We start from the raw sequence: 17,686 nt of genomic DNA, 5'->3' as shown, positions 1-17,686 counted from the left end.
ACCGCGAATTCAAGACCGTCGTTCGGCACGTTATCCCCCAAGATTTGTGCGTCAATGTATCAAGTATTTGATACAAAGCCTCGGGGGTCAATGCCAGGCAGGCTCGGCCTTAGCCGCCAGGCCCTAATCGTCGAACGGCTTGAACTGTTCCACGGCCACGATCCGCTGCTTGCTGTGGTGCGACACGTGGAACACGAGGATCTCACCCGGTGCCAGGTACGGATCGGCATCCGGCAGGAGCCCGCGCAGGCGGCCAGGCATGGACTTGCCCAGCTGGTCCAGGACGGTGGGCAGGGCGGGGCGGTGCGTGCAGACAGCAACGCCGCGCTGTTTGTCCAGCAACCCTGACACCACGCCGGCAGTTTTCTTCGGGTTCCGCCCGTGCCGGTGCTCCGTCAGCGCGTCCACGAGCTTGACCTTGGCGTCCACGGCCTTGGCGTACGGCGCGATGGTGGCAACGCAACGCAGCCACGGGCTGCTGACCACCCGTTGTGGCCGCCAGGCCTGCAGCAGGCGCCCCACGGACTGGGCCTGCCTGATGCCCGTGGCGGCGAGCGGCCGCTCGCCTTCGGCCTTGGTCCAGGACGAGCGCGGCTTGGCCTTGGCGTGCCGCACCACAATGAGCGGCCACGTGGCCAGTTCCTGGCGTTTGTGGGCCTCCATGAGGTATTCAAGGGGCGCGACGTCGGACGGGTTGGACAGCAGCGCCGCCGCCTTCTCCGGGGCGCACCACATCACACTGTCAACCTCCTTGCCGTCAGGCCTGAGGGTTGCGCCGTTGACCTGGACTGCCCAGTAATGGACCACTTTCAGCCCGGACGCCACGTGGTAGTGGATCGGCGGAAGCGGGATGCCAAGTTGGGCGGAAAGCCCGATCTCCTCCTGGATCTCGCGGACGGCACATTCGGGAATGGTCTCGCCTGGGTCGATCTTTCCCTTGGGCCAGGACCAGTCGTCATACCGCGGCCGGTGGATCAGCAGGACCTCCAGACGGTCTTTGGTGATCCGCCACGGCAGTGCGCCGGCGGCCGTAACGGCCACCGGCTCACCGGGATGGTCTGTCTGGTCTGCTACCGGTGTATCGCTCGCCAACACCGCTGCCCTACCGGCGGCTCAAGGTGCGCTGGCGCGGCCTCGATGCGAGCAGCCAGGACTGGACATCGTCAAGGTGGGTGCCGTCGTCGGCGATGTGGTGCCGGTTCCAGTCGCCCTGGTTGTCCAGGTGCCAGCTGGCCGTCTCCGGGTCCATGTAGCGGCGCAGCAGGTCCAGGACGTAGGTGACGTCATCAGGGCTGGCGAGCTGCACCAGCGCCTCGACCCTGCGGTCCAGGTTGCGGTGCATCATGTCCGCCGAGCCGATGTAGACCACCGGATCGCCGCCGTTCGCGAAGGCGAACACCCGCGAGTGTTCCAGGAACCGGCCCAGGACGGAGCGCACCGTGATGTTCTCACTCAGGCCCGGCACGCCGGGGCGCAGCGAGCAGATCCCGCGGACGATGACGTCCACGTTCACGCCTGCCTGCGACGCGCGGTAGAGGGAGTCGATGATCGCCTCATCCACCATGGAGTTGACCTTGATCTGGACCCGCGCCGCGAGTCCGGCGCGGGCGTTGCGGATCTCGGTCTCGATCCGGTCAATGAGCCCGGAGCGGACCGACCTGGGCGCCACGAGGAGGCGCTTGAACGTTGACTTGGGCGCGTAGCCGGAGAGCTGGTTAAACAGCTTGGAAAGGTCCTCGCCCACCTGGTCATTGGCGGTCAGCAGGCCGAGGTCCTCGTAGTAGCGCGCGGTCCGCGGGTGGTAGTTTCCGGTGCCGATGTGGCAGTAGCGGCGGAGCCCGTCCACTTCCTGGCGGACCACCAGTGACAGCTTGCAGTGGGTCTTGAGGCCCACGATGCCGTAGACCACGTGGACACCGGCCTGCTCGAGCTTCCGCGCCCAGGAGATGTTCGCCTGCTCATCGAAGCGGGCCTTGATCTCCACCAGGGCGAGAACCTGCTTGCCGGCCTCGGCGGCATCGATCAGCGCATCAACAATGGGTGAATCGCCAGAGGTCCGGTACAGGGTCTGCTTGATGGCCTGCACCTTCGGGTCCGCGGCCGCCTGCTCCAGGAAGGCCTGGACCGAGGTGGAGAAGGAGTCGTACGGGTGGTGGAGCAGGATGTCCCGGCGGCGCATGGCCGCGAAAACGTTGGCGGCCTTGGACGTCTCGGACTCGTTGAGGTACCGGGACGTGTGCGGCACATGTTTGGGGTAGTGCAGGTCAGCCCGGTCGATGCCGGCAATGACGGAGAGGCCGCGGAGGTCCAGCGGCGCGGGGACGGAGTAGACCTCGGACTCTTCCACACCGAGTTCGCGGATCAGCAGGGCACGGATGTTGGGGTTGATGTCGTGCGTGACCTCGAGGCGGACGGGCGGGCCGAACCGGCGGCGCAGCAGTTCCTTCTCCAGCGCCTGCAGGAGGTTCTCGGCGTCGTCCTCTTCCACTTCGACATCCTCGTTGCGGGTGACGCGGAAGATGTGGTGTTCCAGGACTTCCATCCCGGCGAAGAGCTTGTCCAGGTGCACGGCGATGACTTCTTCGAGTGCGATAAACCGGGCAACCCGGCCTGCAACAGCGCCGGCACGCGGTCCGTCGATGGAGATCAGCCGCGGAAGCTGGTCCGGGACCTTGACGCGGGCGAAGAGTTCCTTGTCGCTGACAGGGTTGCGGACCACCACTGCCAGGTTGAGGGACAGCCCGGAAATGTACGGGAAGGGGTGCGCCGGGTCCACGGCCAGCGGCGTCAGGATGGGGAAGACCTTCTCCGCGAACATGGCGCTCAGCTGCTGCTTCGCGGCGTCGTCCAGTTCATCCCAGTGCATGACGTGGATGTGCTCGTACGCCAGGGCCGGACGGATCTGCTCCGCGAAGACCTGGGCGTGGCGCTGCTGCAACCGATGGGCTTCCTCGCCGATTTTTTCCAGTACTTCCACCGGGCTGAGGCCGGCGGGGGACGGCACAGCCAGTCCCGTGGCAATGCGACGTTTCAGTCCGGCGACGCGGACCATAAAGAACTCGTCCAGGTTGGACGCGAAAATCGACAGGAAACTGACCCTCTCCAGCAAGTGGAGGGTGGGGTCCTCGGCCAGTTCCAGTACGCGGGAGTTGAAGGCCAGCCAGCTCAGTTCGCGGTCCAGGAAGCGGTCCGGCCGGATATCGCCCTCAGGCTCAAGGTTGGGAGCGAACTCGGGGATGTCGATCCGGTCCTGCGTGGCGCGCGACGCAGGAACTTCGGACGAACCAAAACGGGCCCTGACCGGCGCTGCGGCACCTTCGGACGTGACTGTTCCGGCGGGTTCCGGTTTCATGGGTTCTCCTCTTACCTGGCGCTGGATGCTGGCTTTCACGGCCGGCGCGGTTCTGTTTCAACCTTACAAGCATTCAGCGGCGCGGACCCCTAGATTTCGGGCGGCGGAAACCGTGCGTCAGTCGATTGGACTAACCCGCGGAAACCGGCCCGTACATCACATCCATGTCCCAGCGCGTGAAGCCCAGGCGCTGGTAGAGCCGCACTGCCGGGGCGTTGTCGGCGTCGACGTACAGCATGACCGCGTGGAGGCCCAGGTTCTGGAGATGGCGGATGCCGGCCACTGTCAGGGCTTTGCCCAGGCCCATTCCCTGCGCCGCGGGGGAGACGCCGACGACGTATACTTCACCGATCGCCGGGTGGCCGCCGTGGCGGGGGTGGACCTTCGTCCAGTGGTAGCCGAGCAGCCGGCCGGACCCGTCCACGGCCAGGAGGAACCCCGCCGGGTCAAACCAGTCCTCCGCCATCCGGGCGTCGAGGTCGGCCCGGGTCATCCCGCCCTGCTCCGGGTGGTGGGCGAACGCTTCACGGTTCGCCGCCAGCCAGGCGTCCTCGTCCTGGCCCGGCACAAAGGCCCGGAGTGAGACACCGTCCGGCAGGCCGGCGTCGGGAAGCTCGGCGGAGGCAGTGGCCAGCCGCATTTTCCACAGTTCCCGGACGGGGCCGAAGCCGTACCGGGCGGCGAGGTCCGCGGCGGCCTCGTGGTTGCCGTGGGACCAGGCCTTCAGGCCGTCCAGTCCGCGCGCTGTTTTCAGTGCCCCCACCAGGCGGTCGGCAACACCCTGGTTCCGGTACGTCGGGTGGACGGCGATCTCCAGCACCCCGCCGCCGTCGGACTCTTCCACCACAACCGCGAACCCGGCGAGGTCCTGGCCGGTGGCGGGATCCGAATCCTCATCCGGAGCGTAGAGCGCAAGGCTCAGGAGGGAGTGCTCGGCCGAATCGCCGGCGCGGAGGGTGACCACCGTCTGCTCGGAGAGCGAGGGATTCCCGTCGGATTCCTCCGCCGCGGACAGGAGCCCCCTGAAATCTTTCAGCAGCTGGTCATCCACACCGCCCTTGACGACGAGGACGGGCCATTTTTCCGGATGTGCTGGGGTCATGAAGCTAGGCTATACGCCCGGGGCGCGGCTGTGCCGATTTGATAGGTGCGTGGCTGGACCGTATAGTCGATATCCGATCAGGCGTCATCGCCGGATGCGAGGGGGATCCACCAGTGGGGTGGCCTCGATACGTTCGACCCGTATGTCCTCCACAACAAGCAACAGCCCCGGACCAGTGGTCCGGGGCTGTTGTGTTGTCAGGCAAGTTGCGTTGGAAGCTCAGGCTTCCGTGAGCTCGTCTTCCTGCTGGCGCACCAGGGTGAGCCGGTAGCCTACGTTCCGCACGGTGCTGATCAGGTTTTCGTGGTCCGCGCCAAGCTTTGCGCGAAGGCGCCGGACGTGGACGTCCACGGTGCGCGTGCCGCCGTAGTAGTCATAGCCCCAGACCTCGGTCAGCAGCTGCTGGCGAGTGAACACACGTCCCGGGTGCTGCGCCAGATATTTGAGGAGTTCGAATTCCTTGAAGGTCAGGTTCAAGGGTGCACCGTTGACGCGGGCGGTGTAGCTGGCTTCGTCGATGACAACGCCCGCGGCCCGGATTTCGGTGGGGGCGTCGTCGGCGTCCGGGACGGCCCGTGCCACGGAGAGCCTGATGCGGGCTTCCACTTCGGCGGGCCCGGCGGAGTCCAGCACGATGTCGTCAACGGCCCAGGCTGAGGAAACCGCAGCCATGCCGCCCTCGGTCAGGATCAGGACCAGCGGTGCGCTCAGGCCGGTGGCCTTCAGGAGCTGGGTCAGGGAGCGGGCGCCCACCAGGTCCTTGCGGGCATCAAGCAGCACGATGTCGCACGGATCGGTTTCAAGCAGGGCAGTGGGTTCAGCGGCCAGGATGTGCACGCGGTGGTTCAGCAGTTCAAGGGCAGGCAGGATGTCCACCGATGAGCCGGTGCTGTTCGTCAATAACAGGATGTGCGACATTATTCCTCCAAGGGCCGTCCGCGCATCTTTGGGCGACTGAACCGGGTTTTCACCGGCCGGTACTGTCTCACTGCTGCGGTCTGGGCCGTCGATGGAACTATCCGGCCGGCAACCGTAGCAGGAAGCGTAGCTGAGCTTTGAGTATACCCAAGAGCGCCGCAACAGGCAGTGATCAGGACTTTGGACGTGTCCGTTTTGCGACACATGCCGGTCACATAAGGCAGGATTGAACCACAGGGCACTGTGCCCTGCCGGGGGCCGAACCGCCTTCCCGGTCTCCAGCCAGAATGGGAATGCCGCGAATTGGGTGCAGAGTTGAAGCCGCGCACGTCAGAGCCAGGTCCCGCATGAGCGCGGATCTGCAAGCCCCGTCCCGCTCCTTGGCGTCGTGGACCATCGGGGCGTTCGGCATGGCCGGCCTGGTGGCCATCATCGCCGGGGTGTACACCTCCCCGGAGGCCCTGCTTGCTGTCGCCGTGATTGTGGCGCTGGCAGTCGGTATCGGCTGGCCCCACTTCCTCCGAATCCCTGCGAAAAAGACCCTGGCCGCCGTCATCGCACTGCCCGGTGTCGGGTCAGCGCTCGCCGCCGGATTCGTCCCCGCCCCGGGATTCCTGGACTGGACGCCTGCCTTTATGGCGCTGGGGATGATGGCCGTGTTTGTGGTCCAGCTGATCCGCGGCACCGGCCAAGCCCAGCGGCTCGAATCGACCCTGGGCTGCTGTGCCGGCGTGCTGCTGTCATGCCTTGGCGCCGGCTGGATCGCAGGGGCCCGCTTCAACGGAGTCAGGGAAATGCTGCTGGTCGCCGCCGTCAGCGCGGCCGTGGCACTGCTGGCAGGGCTCATCCGCTGGCCTGACAGCATTGTGGCGCCGCTGGGCATTGTGATGGCGGGGCTTGCCGGGCCACTGGCGGGCCTGGTCTTCTCCGACATCGCCGTCCTTCCGGCAGCGATTTTCGGCGTCGTGGTGGGGGCGGTGCTGGTCAGCTTCCGCCGGCTCGTCACACTCCGGGGCGCTCCACTTAATCTTCTGGCGGCTCTTAGTATGGGTCTTGCACCGGTTTCGGCCGTGGGTTCGCTGGCGTACTTCATAGACAAACTACTCATCTACTAAGCGTTAGGATGGCATCATGTCCGTACTTGCATTTGAAATTTTCTTCCTTGTCCTGCTCGGTATCGCCAGCCTTTCCATGGCCTGGTTCGCGGGATTTGTTGTCTACCGCCTCTTCAAAGGCCAGAAGTAGAGCGTTTCCACCAGCTAGCCGTTTCCCGAGGTAATTGCTGTGCCGATTGAGATTCCCACAGACCTGACTCCTGAACTCGTTCCGCTTTCCTGGCTCATTGGTGAGTGGGAAGGCAGCGGCCGGCTCGGCAGCGGCGACGAGGACTCGGAACACTTCTTCCAGCACGTGTCCTTCACGCACAACGGTCTGCCGTACCTGCAGTACCGCGCGGAGAGCTGGTTAACGGCCGACGACGGCACGCGCCTGCGGCCGCTCACCGTTGAGACCGGCTTCTGGGCACTGGAACGCAAACAGCTCGACGCCGACGGCGGCCCTGGCCTGATCCCGGCGGACATCGTCCCGGCCCTCAAGAGCGCCGACGAGGTTGAGGCCCTGCGCAACAACGACGGCGGGTTCGACATTTCCGTCTCGATCGCGCATCCCGGCGGGATTTCCGAGCTGTACTACGGCCAGATCAAGGGACCGCAGATCCAGCTCACCACAGACATGGTGATGCGCGGCAGCCACTCCAAGGACTACAGCGCCGCCACCAGGATCTTCGGCCTGGTGGACGGCAACCTGCTGTGGCGCTGGGACGTCGCCACCGGCGGCACCTCGCAGCCGGGCAAGGGTCTCGAAGCGCATGCCTCGGCGTTCCTGAAAAAAGTTTCCTGACCCCTGCGCCGCCCTGACCGTCCGTACACTTGGTTTCCTAGGCTTCACCCGCGAGTGAATCACAGGGAGCATCATGGCTGCACCGCAGAACACCACTGACTACAGCGATCTGAAGGCACTGTTCTTTAACGGGACGCTGAAAAAATCCCCGCAGACGTCCAACACCGAGGGCCTGATCAACGTCAGCCGGCTCATCATGGAGAAGCACGGCGTCAGCACCCGCGTCATCCGGACCGTCGACCACGATATCGCCAGTGGCGTGTACCCGGACATGACTGAATACGGCTGGTCCACTGATGAGTGGCCCGAGCTCTATCCGGCGGTGCAGGAAGCGGACATCGTGGTGGTTGCCGGCCCCATCTGGCTGGGCGACAACTCCTCGCAGACCAAGAAACTCATTGAACGGCTCTATGCCCATTCGGGGCAGCTGAACAGCAAAGGGCAGTGGGCGTTCTACCCCAAGGTGGGCGGCTGCCTGATCACCGGCAACGAAGACGGCATCAAGCACTGTTCCATGAACGTCCTCTACAGCCTGCAGCACATCGGCTTCACCATCCCGCCGCAGGCCGACGCCGGCTGGATCGGTCCGGTGGGCCCCGGCCCAAGCTACCTGGACGAAGGGTCCGGCGGCCCCGAATCCGACTTCACCAACCGGAACACCACGTTCATGACCTGGAACCTGTTGCATTTCGCCAGGATGCTCAAGGACGCCGGCGGGATTCCCGCGTACGGCAACCTTCCTGAAGAATGGAAGGCCGGAACACGGTTCGATTTCGAAAACCCGGAATATCGCTAGTCCCCACCCGCACCCTAGCCTCGCAAGCTCGGCCAGGGAACCCGGCGGGCGTGGCCCCACTGCTCACCCGCGGCCCGCGGCCGCAACCGGAATACACACTGACCAAAGGACGTTGCCCCCAGTATGACTACTCCCAGCCCCCTGTTGTCGCGCCCTGGCGCCGTCGAGGGCGGCGGCGCTGACGCCGGCGTCGCATCCCACTACGGTGAGCCGCTGCGCGAGCAGCGCGCGCTCGCGGCCGGCACCGCCGTCGTCGACCTCTCCCACCGCGGCGTGGTGACTGTCAGCGGTCCGGACCGGCTCAGCTGGTTGAACACGCTGTCCTCGCAGCTGGTCACCGGCCTGCAGCCTGGCGAATCAAGCGAGCTGCTCCTGCTCAGCGTTCAGGGCCGGATCGAGTTTGACGCCCGGGTAGTGGACGACGGCGGGACCACCTGGCTGATCGTTGAGGCCGCCGAGGCGGGCCCGCTGGCTGAGTGGCTGAACAGGATGAAGTTCATGCTGCGCGTCGAAATCACCGATGTCTCAGGAGACTGGGCAGTGCTCGGGTCCACCAAGCAAGTGCCGGAATGGTCCGGCCTGCAGTCGTGGCGGGATCCCTGGCCCCATGTGGGCGCCGGCGGCTATTCGTACGCGGTGGTTCCGGAAGAAGGCCACCCCGGGCTGGAACGCCCGTGGTTCGAATACCTGGTACCGGCCGCCGAGCTGGAGCAGACGGTGGGGGACAGGCCGCTCGCAGGCATGTTGGCCGCCGAGGCCCTCCGTGTTGCTGCGTGGCGCCCACGGCTCGGCTCGGAAACCGACGACAAGACCATTCCCCACGAACTGGACCTGCTCCGCACCGCCGTGCACCTGTCCAAGGGCTGCTACAAGGGCCAGGAGACCATAGCCCGCGTGCACAACCTGGGCCATCCGCCAAGGCGGCTGGTGTTCCTCCAGCTGGACGGGTCGCAGCACACCATGCCCGCGCCGGGCAGCCAGGTCCTGCTCGGTGAGCGGAAAGTCGGCACGGTGACCTCCGTGGCCCAGCACTTTGAAATGGGCCCCGTGGCCCTGGCTGTCATCAAGAGGTCCGTTTCACCCGATGAAATACTGACTGTGCTGGACGGCGAGGAACCGTACACCGCCGCCCAGGAAGTGATTGTTGCGCCCGACGCCGGCCAGGTGGTGGGGCGCCAGACTGGATTCCTGAGGGGGACCCGCTAATGACAGAAAACACCGCACCCGGCCCGGCAACACCCGGCACACCGGCACCTGACGACGAAACTGTCGCGCTCGCCCACAAGCTGTTCCAGGCCGCCAGGGAAGGCGACACCGGGCTCTTGCGCGGCTACCTCAGCGCCGGGGCTCCGGCCACCATGACCAACGCCGCCGGGGATTCGCTGCTGATGCTGGCCGCCTACCACGGCCACGCTGAGACAGTGCAGCTGATCCTGGAGCACGGGGCCGAGCCTGACACCGCCAACGACCGCGGCCAGACGCCGCTGGCCGGCGCGGCGTTCAAGGGCTACACGGATGTTGCCCGCATACTGCTGGACGCCGGAGCCGATCCCGACGCCGGCACGCCGTCGGCCCGGGCTGCGGCGCAGATGTTCGCCCGCACCGAAATTCTCGAGCTGCTGGGTAACTGACCCGTGGAAAACGTGGCCCGGCCCTGGCCTGCCCTCTGGTCGCTGGTGATCGGGTTCTTTATGATCCTGATCGACACCACCATCGTCTCGGTGGCCAACCCCAGCATCATGGAAGGCCTGGGCACGGACATCAACGCCGTGATCTGGGTGACCAGCGCCTACCTGCTGGCCTACGCCGTGCCGCTGCTGATCACCGGCCGCCTTGGCGACCGGTTCGGCCCTAAGAAGCTGTACCTCCTGGGCCTGGTGGTTTTCACCCTGGCGTCGCTGTGGTGCGGGCTGGCCGGCGACATCCAGTCCCTGATCACCGCGCGGGTCCTGCAGGGCCTCGGTGCTGCCATCATGACGCCGCAGACTATGGCCGTCATCACCAGGATCTTCCCTCCGGACCGGCGTGGCGCGGCCATGGGGCTCTGGGGAGCCACCGCCGGCATGGCCACCCTGGTGGGCCCTATCCTGGGCGGAATCCTGGTGGACAGCCTCGGCTGGGAATGGATCTTCTTCATCAACGTCCCGGTCGGGATCGTGGGCTTTATCCTCGCCTGGCGCTTTGTCCCGTCCCTCAGCACCCACCCGCACCGGTTCGACATCCCCGGCGTGCTGCTCAGCGCCGTCGGACTCTTCCTGCTGGTGTTCGGCATCCAGGAAGGCGAGACCTACAACTGGGGCACCATTGCCGGGCCGCTCAGCGTCTGGAGCCTGATCATCGCCGGCATTGTTGTGCTGGCCGGCTTCATCGCCTGGCAGCGGTTCAACAAGGGTGAACCTCTGCTGCCGCTGGACCTGTTCCGCGACCGCAATTTCTCGCTGGCAAACATCGGCATCACCACCGTGGGTTTCACCGTGACCGCATTCGGGCTGCCGCTGATCTTCTACTACCAGATGGTCCGGGGCATGACCCCGACGCAGTCGGCTCTGATGATGGTGCCCATGGCGCTCATCTCCGGCGGACTCGCCCCCGTGGTCGGGAGGATCATCGACCGCGTCAACCCCAAATACATCACCTCCGGCGGTCTGGTGCTGATGGCCGTGGCGCTGGTGTGGAACTCGGTCCTGATGCACCCGGACACGCCCATCCTGCTGTTCCTGCTGCCCAGCGCCGTGCTGGGCTTCGCGAACGCCGGCATCTGGGCCCCGCTGAGTTCGACGGCGACGCGGAACCTGCCGTCGCGGCAGGCCGGAGCCGGGTCGGGCGTCTACAACACCACCCGCCAGATCGGTGCCGTGCTGGGCAGCGCGGCCATTGCAGTCCTGATCCAGTCGCGGCTGGCTGCGGAACTTCCGGCCGGACCCGGCGGCGAAAGCATGGAATTCTCCGGCCGGCTTCCGGAAGCCCTCCATGAGGGATTCTCGACGGCGATGGGCCAGTCCATCCTGCTGCCGGCGGCTGTGATCCTGGTGGGGGCAGCCGTGGCGCTGTTCTTCGCCAAACCCAAGGCAGTGAATGGCTGGGGCGCACAGCATGCCCCTTCCGCGGGTGCTAAAGCCCCGGAGGGCGCACCCCGGGCGGGATAGCCGTTTTTGGGAGGGCCGGGGGTCAGCCCAGGTGCACGCTGGTGTGGATCCCGCCGGTGGACAGGCCGAGCTTCCGGGCCAGGGCAACCGATCCCGTGTTGCTGACCTCGGCCCGCCACTGGACGGTGAGGCCTGCCGCGAGCGCTTCGTGCGCGGCGATGGATGCCGCCAAGGAGCCAAGCCCGCGCCGCCGCCACTCCGGATCCACCAGCACGCCGAGGTGGCCCAGCAGGCCTTCCCACTCCGAGTAGGCTCCGCAGGCTACCGGGACCCGGCGGCCGTCCACCTCATGGACGATGGTGTACCGGTTTTCGAGGTCCGAGAGCCCCACTTCGTTGACGTCGTCCGGCGGGCACAGGCCTTCCAGTTCGATCGCTTCCGGGTTGCCGTGGGATACGGTCAGGTCGTCGGACGGCTGCTTCAGGGGCAGGTCGTCGGCGAAGAACAGCGCCGCCGCGCCCAGGCCGTGTCCGCCATGGGCCCGGGTCAGGGTCAGCAGGGTGACGTGCTGGGCCATCTCTTCATCCGGGATTGCGGCGGCCGCGTCAATCACCCACTGCGGGCCCACCAGGGCCGAGCTGCCGAAGAGCCGGACAAATTCAACGGATTTCGCCGAGTCGTCTGCCCGGACGATCCGCTCGCCGGACGCCAGTGCCGCAGCGAAAGCACCGTCGTCGAGTCCCAGCCGCCGGGCCCACGCGAGCTGGATGATGGCGGCGGAACCGGGGTCAAGAGTCATATCCCCAGCCTACCCAGCACAGGGAAGCGCGAACTGGCAGCTAATGACCCCAAAACTCAGAACTGAGGGTATTAACTGCCAGTTCGCGCCGATCTGCTTTAGCCGAACAGGACCGCGGCTTCGTCATAGCGGTTCTGCGGAACGGTTTTCAGCTGGCCCAGCGCTTCCGCGAAGCCAACGTGCTCGATGTCGGTGCCCTTGAGCGCCACCATGGTGCCCCAGTAGCCCTCCACCACGGAGTCGATGGCGGCCATGCCCAGGCGGGTGGCCAGCACGCGGTCGAAAGCGGACGGGACGCCGCCGCGCTGGATGTGGCCAAGGATGGTGGCCCGGGTCTCGATGCCGGTGCGTGCCTCCAGTTCGGGGGCGAGCTGGTCCGCGATGCCGCCCAGCCGGGGACGGCCGAAGGTGTCCAGGCCGCGTTCGGAGTGCGGCGTTTCCATGTGGTCCGGCACAAAGCCTTCGGCAACCACCACCAGGGGTGCGCGGCCACGGTCGTGGGCTTCCTGCACCCACTCGGTGATCTGTTCGATGCTGACCTTCTGCTCCGGGATCAGGATGGCGTGGGCACCGGCGGCCATGCCGGCGTGCAGGGCGATCCAGCCCACGTGGCGGCCCATGACCTCGGCGATCATGCAGCGGTGGTGCGATTCGCCGGTGGTGCGCAGCCGGTCGATGGCTTCGGTGGCGATCTGGACCGCGGTGTCGAAGCCGAAGGTGTAGTCCGTGGCGTCGAGGTCGTTGTCCACGGTCTTGGGGACGCCGACGATCTTCAGCCCGGCGTCGGTGAGGCGCTTGGCTGCGGCCAAGGTTCCCTCGCCGCCGATGGCGATGATCGCGTCGATGCCCAGCCGGTCCATGTGGGCCTTGATAACGTCGGGGCCGCCGCCGTTTTCGAACGGGTTGGTGCGGGACGTTCCCAGGATGGTGCCGCCCTGCTTGGCGATGCCGCGGACCATGGTGCGGGGGATGTCGATGATGTCGCCTTCAACGACGCCGCGCCAGCCGTCCAGGAACCCCACAAATTCGTGGCCGTGGATGGCGATGCCTTTCAGGACGGCTCCGCGGATGACGGCGTTCAGTCCGGGGCAGTCGCCACCGCTGGTAAGAATTCCAATTTTCATGTCTCGGCTCAAATCCTGGTGTGAAGGTTTACAGGCAGAGCGCCACGCTGAGCTCACCCTAGATTCTAGTGGTCGGTGTGGGGTACGACACAAACCGGTTACAAAAGGCCCCGTTCCATGGCGAGGACCACAGCCCGGGTCCGGTCGTCCACATCCAGCTTGTTGAAGATCCTCAGCAGGTGGGTTTTGACCGTCGCTTCAGCGATGTGCAGCCGCGCAGCCGCCTCAGGATTGCTCAATCCCTGGGCGACGCAGCGGAGGACCTCCACCTCCCTGGCTGTGAGCCGGGGCAGCTCCGGCGACCGCATGCGCGATACCAGGCGGGCGGCAACCGGCGGCGCCAGGACCGTCTCACCACGCGCGGCAGCGCGCACGGCCTCGATGATCCGGTCGCCGGGTGTGTCCTTGAGGAGGTAGCCCACCGCGCCGGACTCCACGGCGCGCATGATGTCGGAGTCGTCGTCGTACGTGGTCAGCACCAGCACCTTGGTGTCGGGAAACCGGTCCCGGATTTGCGCGGTGGCGCCGGCCCCGTCAAGGACGGGCATCCGCAGGTCCATGAGTACGACGGCGGGGCGTAGCCGGCTGACCGCGTCCACCGCCTCCTGCCCGTTGGCCGCGGCCGCCACCACATCGATGCCCTCTGCCGTGTGCAGCAGCGCGGCAAGGCCGCTCCGGACTACGGGGTGGTCGTCGGCCAGGACCACCGTTACAGTTCCCGGGGCGCTCATGCCCCCGCTCCCCGTGCGTGCGTCCCCAGCCCGGCGTCCGCGCCGCGAAGCCCTGGTGCCGCCGTCGGGACTTCAGCCACCAGGCGCGTTCCGGCGGGTGATGACGTGACCTGGAGCCGGCCGCCTATTTCGTCCAGCCGGGCGGACATCGATTTCAGGCCAAAGCCCTGGTGGCCGGCCGCGGTATCGAATCCCTGGCCATTGTCCGTCACCGTCAGCCGGAGCAGAGGCGGGCTGCCTGCCGGGATCTCCACCAAGAGTTCCGCGGAGGTGGCCCCCGAGTGCCTCCGGACGTTGTTCAGGGCTTCCTGTGCCGTCCTCAGCAGGGCCACCTGCTGTGTGGACGGGAGAGGTGGCAGGCGGTCGGGCAATGCCGCGGTCAGCCCGATGCCATCCAGGTGCAGCGTGTCCGGGAGCCGCTGCAATGCGGCGAGGAGGTCCCCGCCTTGGACGTCGGACGGGACGCCCGAAGCCACCAGGGCGCGGGCCTCCGTCAAATTCTCCCGTGCGGTGTCCGAGATGGCCGCCAGGCTCCGCAGCAGCCCCGCGGGATCCTGTGGTTGGACCCGGAGCTGGGCCTGCGCCGCCTCGGACAGCATGGCAATGGACGTAAAGCCCTGGGCCAGGGTGTCGTGGATTTCCCGGGCCATCCGTTCCCGCTCGGCCAGGGCACCACGGGCCTGCTCCGCAACGTTGAGCTCATGGCGGGTGGCTTCGAGCTCGGCCAGCAGTTCGGCTCGCTGTTCACTCTGCTCGATGACTTTCGAGATCCAGAGGCCGATCATGCAGCTGGCCACGAACGACGTCACCAGCTGGGCGGTAATGCCGTAAACCTCGGTGCCGCTCAGCCCGTATCGGCTGACCTGTCCAACGGCCACCCCCACGCAGAGGATCGCCGTGGCGGCCACGCCCTGGCGCTGCGAGGCGGTAAACATCCAGACCTGCGGGAAGGCCACAAAGAGCAGGACGCCGGCGCCGTCGTAGACGAACGACAGGAACACCACCACAGCCACCAGCAGTGCCACGTAGACGGTGGGGCGTGATGTGCGGAGGTCCCTGGTGCGGGTGAGGAACGGGTAGGCAATCCCCAGCAGCAGCAGCGCCCCGATCACCAGCGGCGTCCCGGACTCCCGCTCATTGCCGAACAGGGCGAGATAGGACACGCTGGCCAGGGCAGCGTAGAAACCCGCATGCCACCACACCATGGAGGTGGTCCACACCGAGCGGGCGGGCAGCAGCCGCTCGGTCCGTCCGCTGATATAGCTCATGGGTGCACCTTATCGGCGGGGCGGCGGGCAACCAACACCAACGATTGGTGCGCCACGGAGCCTGCTACTTCTGCGGCGGCCACTTGAACGCCAGCCGGGCCACGACTGCACCCGCGGCCACCCACAATCCCAGCACGAGGAACGTGAGCGGCAGGTTGTACGTTCCGCCCGGCTCCACGGCCTCAAAGCCGGCCGGGAGGAAAACCGACCGGAAGGCGCTCGCCGTCCAGCGCAGCGGAAAGAAGTTGCTGATGGACTGCAGCCAGTCCGGAAGCTGGGAAAACGGGAAGTACACCCCTGAGGTGAAAGACAACAGCAGTACCGGCAGGACCGCGAGCGTCGAGGCGCTCTGCGCAGACTTGGGCAGCGCCGTGAAGGCGATCGCCACCGTGGCCCACGCAGCAGTGGCAAGAAGCATGAGCAATGCCATCAGGCCCCACTGGCCGGCTTCCCGGGGGAGCGGCACGTCGAAGAGGACTGCGGCCGCCAGCAGCAGGAGGGCTGTCTGCGCCACGATCAGGTACAGGGTTTGCCCCGTTTTTCCGATGAAGTAGGAGGCGGCAGGCAGGGGAGTTCCGGCCAGCCGTTTCACCGTGCCGTTGAAACGCTCAGTGGCCACATAGCTGCTGAGGTTCTGGAAACCGCTGAGGATGGTGCTCAGCGCGAGCATGCCGGGCAAATAGTAGTGCGCCGGGGTGATGCCGCCCTGTCCGTTCGGATCCGCCCCGAAGACCGGCTCGTCACCGAAAACGGTGCCAAACAGGGACATCATCAGGATCGGGAAAAACAGCACCAGCACCAGTGAGAGCACATCCCGGTTAAATAGTTTGATCTCCAGCAGGATCCGGCCAAGTCCCAGGCGCAGTACTGATGGGCGCCAGGCCGCACGGACGGTTTCGTGGGCGGCGAATGGGGGGAAGGTGGTGCTCATCGGAGGGCTCCTGACGTGGAGGGTGATGCCGTGTCCGGCAAAGAGTCCGGCAGCGCCGCCGGGACAGCCGTCGTTTCGGTGCCGTCTGGGCGCTCGGCCCCATCAGCCGCCCCGATCAGCTGGAGGTAGATGTCTTCCAGGCTGGGGCGTACGACGGCGAGCTCCGCCGGCTCGGTTGCGCCGCCGTCGGACAGCGAATTGACCAGTGCAGCCGGCTGCTCCGTCACCACCTCACGGAGGCCGGATGCATCCCGCCACCGGACGCGCGGCACGCGGAGGCCGGGGCCGCCGATGTCCTGCGGGCTTCCCTCGGCGATCAGCCGGCCGTGGTTGATCACGCCGATCCGGTCCGCCAGCTGTTCGGCCTCGTCCAGGTAATGCGTGGTCAGCACAATAGTGGTGCCGCCGCTGCTCAGCTGCCGGATGAGGTCCCAGAATTGCCGCCGGGCCTCGGGATCGAACCCCGTGGTGGGTTCGTCCAGGAACAGGACTTCCGGGTTGCCGATGATCCCCAGCGCCACGTCCAGCCGGCGCCGCTGGCCGCCCGACAGTGTGGAGATGCGGACGCCGCCTTTGCCGCCGAGCCCTACGGCGTCGATGACCTCGTCCACCTGCCGGGGCGCAGGAAAGCAGGAGGCCAGTGACCGCAGTGCCTCCGAAACCCGGAGTTCCCCCGAGTCGGTGGCCTCCTGGAGCACGATCCCGATCCTGGCGCGGAAGGACGGCGGAGCTTTCCAGGGCCGGGTTTCCAGGACCCTCACCTCGCCACTGTCCGGTTTACGGTGACCTTCGAGCATCTCGATGGTGGTTGACTTGCCGGCCCCGTTGGGGCCCAGGAGGGCGTACGTTTCGCCGGCGCGGATGGTGAGGTCCAGGTGGTCCACGGCCGTGAGAGTGCCGCCTTTGGGCAGCCGGTAGGCCTTGTTGAGGCCGCGGACGGTGATGGCGTCGGGGGCCGGCGGCCGCCCCGGGCTGGTAGAAGAGTTCATGCATCCAGCGTGGCAGCCACCGGGCGCTGGCCAACAGGCCCGGGCGGTTGAACCTGGTGTCCACCGGCCGGTGGACACGGGCAGCAGAAAGGCCCCCGCTTCGGGAAGGATTCTCCGGGGAAGCGGGGGCCTGTTTGCCAGGGATCAGGATCCGTTGATGGACCGCCGGTCGAGGAAGGACTGCAGCGGGATCGAGTTCTGCTGGTCCGGAAGGATCAGCCAGGCCGCCACGTAGAAGACCACTGCGGGTCCGGGGAGGAGGCAGAAGACCAGGAACGCGATCCGCACGAAGGCCACGTCCACGTTGAGCTTGGCTGCTATCCCTCCGCACACGCCGCCCAGCCAGCGCTCGGGACCGCGTTTCAGGCCGAAGCCCCTGACGATGCTGAAAAACTTGTCCATGGCTCAAGACTTCCCTGTTGTGGGTTCATTGTCACGTTTCCGTGCCGAGAGCAGCCCGCCAACCACCAGCGCGGCCCCGGCCCCGATCATGAGGCCGATCAGCACATAGGTGCCGTTCAGGGTCACGACGCCCAGCTGGGCGGTGATGATCAGGACGGCGAGGGCCAGGACCACGAGGCCCCAGACCACGGTTCCCACCCTGGTGGGTGCAGGGCCCGCAGGCCCGGTGACGTCCGCAGTCGGCGTTTCCTTGGTGAATGAATCCGGTGCCGGATCAACGTTGCTCATG

18 protein-coding genes are annotated in these 17,686 nt (G+C 66.5%); 6 read left to right on the top strand and 12 right to left on the bottom strand.

The window, feature by feature from the left end:
* Window positions 1–123 precede the first annotated feature (123 nt).
* The 4 genes from ABV518_RS02730 to ABV518_RS02715 form a co-directional block, all read right to left on the bottom strand.
* Window positions 124–1,092 carry an NUDIX domain-containing protein gene (locus ABV518_RS02730; RefSeq protein WP_367765256.1) on the bottom strand — a complete coding sequence of 323 codons (969 nt, stop codon included), beginning with the start codon at window positions 1,090–1,092 and terminating at the stop codon, window positions 124–126.
* Window positions 1,093–1,102: 10 nt separating this feature from the next.
* Window positions 1,103–3,352 (bottom strand): RNA degradosome polyphosphate kinase, encoded by a 2,250-nt coding sequence (locus ABV518_RS02725; protein ID WP_367765255.1) that lies wholly within the window; start codon window positions 3,350–3,352, stop codon window positions 1,103–1,105.
* A gap of 130 nt (window positions 3,353–3,482) precedes the next feature.
* The gene (gene mshD, locus ABV518_RS02720) at window positions 3,483–4,454 is read right to left on the bottom strand and encodes a mycothiol synthase (protein ID WP_367765254.1); all 972 of its coding nucleotides are present in this window, start codon (window positions 4,452–4,454) and stop codon (window positions 3,483–3,485) included.
* 219 nt (window positions 4,455–4,673) lie between these two features.
* Window positions 4,674–5,372 carry a response regulator transcription factor gene (locus ABV518_RS02715; protein WP_131131270.1) on the bottom strand — a complete coding sequence of 233 codons (699 nt, stop codon included), beginning with the start codon at window positions 5,370–5,372 and terminating at the stop codon, window positions 4,674–4,676.
* 347 nt (window positions 5,373–5,719) lie between these two features.
* On the opposite strand from ABV518_RS02715, the gene ABV518_RS02710 reads away from it, so the two are divergent.
* The 6 genes from ABV518_RS02710 (at window position 5,720) to ABV518_RS02685 (ending at window position 11,213) form a co-directional block, all read left to right on the top strand.
* The gene (locus ABV518_RS02710; RefSeq protein ID WP_367765253.1) at window positions 5,720–6,487 is read left to right on the top strand and encodes a permease; all 768 of its coding nucleotides are present in this window, start codon (window positions 5,720–5,722) and stop codon (window positions 6,485–6,487) included.
* 169 nt (window positions 6,488–6,656) lie between these two features.
* Complete coding sequence (locus tag ABV518_RS02705) at window positions 6,657–7,271, top strand: FABP family protein (RefSeq protein WP_367765252.1); 615 nt, start codon at window positions 6,657–6,659, stop codon at window positions 7,269–7,271.
* A gap of 73 nt (window positions 7,272–7,344) precedes the next feature.
* Window positions 7,345–8,067: a flavodoxin family protein gene (locus ABV518_RS02700; RefSeq protein WP_367765251.1), complete on the top strand. Its 723-nt coding sequence runs from the start codon at window positions 7,345–7,347 to the stop codon at window positions 8,065–8,067.
* Window positions 8,068–8,190: 123 nt separating this feature from the next.
* Window positions 8,191–9,273: a folate-binding protein YgfZ gene (locus ABV518_RS02695; protein WP_367765250.1), complete on the top strand. Its 1,083-nt coding sequence runs from the start codon at window positions 8,191–8,193 to the stop codon at window positions 9,271–9,273.
* The gene (locus ABV518_RS02690) at window positions 9,273–9,698 is read left to right on the top strand and encodes an ankyrin repeat domain-containing protein (protein ID WP_367765249.1); all 426 of its coding nucleotides are present in this window, start codon (window positions 9,273–9,275) and stop codon (window positions 9,696–9,698) included. The genes ABV518_RS02695 and ABV518_RS02690 overlap by 1 nt, the downstream gene beginning before the upstream one ends.
* 3 nt (window positions 9,699–9,701) lie before the next feature.
* The gene (locus ABV518_RS02685; RefSeq protein ID WP_367765248.1) at window positions 9,702–11,213 is read left to right on the top strand and encodes a DHA2 family efflux MFS transporter permease subunit; all 1,512 of its coding nucleotides are present in this window, start codon (window positions 9,702–9,704) and stop codon (window positions 11,211–11,213) included.
* 22 nt (window positions 11,214–11,235) lie between these two features.
* On the opposite strand, the gene ABV518_RS02680 is transcribed toward ABV518_RS02685, so the two are convergent.
* From ABV518_RS02680 to ABV518_RS02645, 8 genes are all read right to left on the bottom strand, one after another.
* Window positions 11,236–11,952, bottom strand: coding sequence for a GNAT family N-acetyltransferase (locus ABV518_RS02680; RefSeq protein ID WP_367765247.1), 717 nt, complete (start codon window positions 11,950–11,952; stop codon window positions 11,236–11,238).
* A gap of 98 nt (window positions 11,953–12,050) precedes the next feature.
* Window positions 12,051–13,076, bottom strand: coding sequence for an ATP-dependent 6-phosphofructokinase (locus tag ABV518_RS02675; RefSeq protein WP_367765246.1), 1,026 nt, complete (start codon window positions 13,074–13,076; stop codon window positions 12,051–12,053).
* 98 nt (window positions 13,077–13,174) lie between these two features.
* Complete coding sequence (locus ABV518_RS02670) at window positions 13,175–13,807, bottom strand: response regulator (protein WP_367765245.1); 633 nt, start codon at window positions 13,805–13,807, stop codon at window positions 13,175–13,177.
* Complete coding sequence (locus tag ABV518_RS02665; RefSeq protein WP_367765244.1) at window positions 13,804–15,075, bottom strand: sensor histidine kinase; 1,272 nt, start codon at window positions 15,073–15,075, stop codon at window positions 13,804–13,806. Before ABV518_RS02665 ends, ABV518_RS02670 begins: the two co-directional genes overlap by 4 nt.
* Window positions 15,076–15,139: 64 nt before the next feature.
* Window positions 15,140–16,006: an ABC transporter permease gene (locus tag ABV518_RS02660; protein ID WP_367765243.1), complete on the bottom strand. Its 867-nt coding sequence runs from the start codon at window positions 16,004–16,006 to the stop codon at window positions 15,140–15,142.
* Window positions 16,003–16,995: an ABC transporter ATP-binding protein gene (locus tag ABV518_RS02655; protein ID WP_367765242.1), complete on the bottom strand. Its 993-nt coding sequence runs from the start codon at window positions 16,993–16,995 to the stop codon at window positions 16,003–16,005. Before ABV518_RS02655 ends, ABV518_RS02660 begins: the two co-directional genes overlap by 4 nt.
* Window positions 16,996–17,139: 144 nt before the next feature.
* The gene (locus ABV518_RS02650) at window positions 17,140–17,397 is read right to left on the bottom strand and encodes a PspC domain-containing protein (protein ID WP_131131283.1); all 258 of its coding nucleotides are present in this window, start codon (window positions 17,395–17,397) and stop codon (window positions 17,140–17,142) included.
* Window positions 17,398–17,400: 3 nt separating this feature from the next.
* Window positions 17,401–17,685 carry a hypothetical protein gene (locus ABV518_RS02645; RefSeq protein WP_367765241.1) on the bottom strand — a complete coding sequence of 95 codons (285 nt, stop codon included), beginning with the start codon at window positions 17,683–17,685 and terminating at the stop codon, window positions 17,401–17,403.
* Window position 17,686: the final 1 nt, after the last annotated feature.

The sequence above is a fragment of the Arthrobacter sp. HS15c genome, assembly GCF_040812005.1.
Classification (GTDB): domain Bacteria; phylum Actinomycetota; class Actinomycetes; order Actinomycetales; family Micrococcaceae; genus Arthrobacter.
Note: the sequence above shows the minus strand (reverse complement) of the source record. Positions and strands in the feature narration are given on the sequence as shown.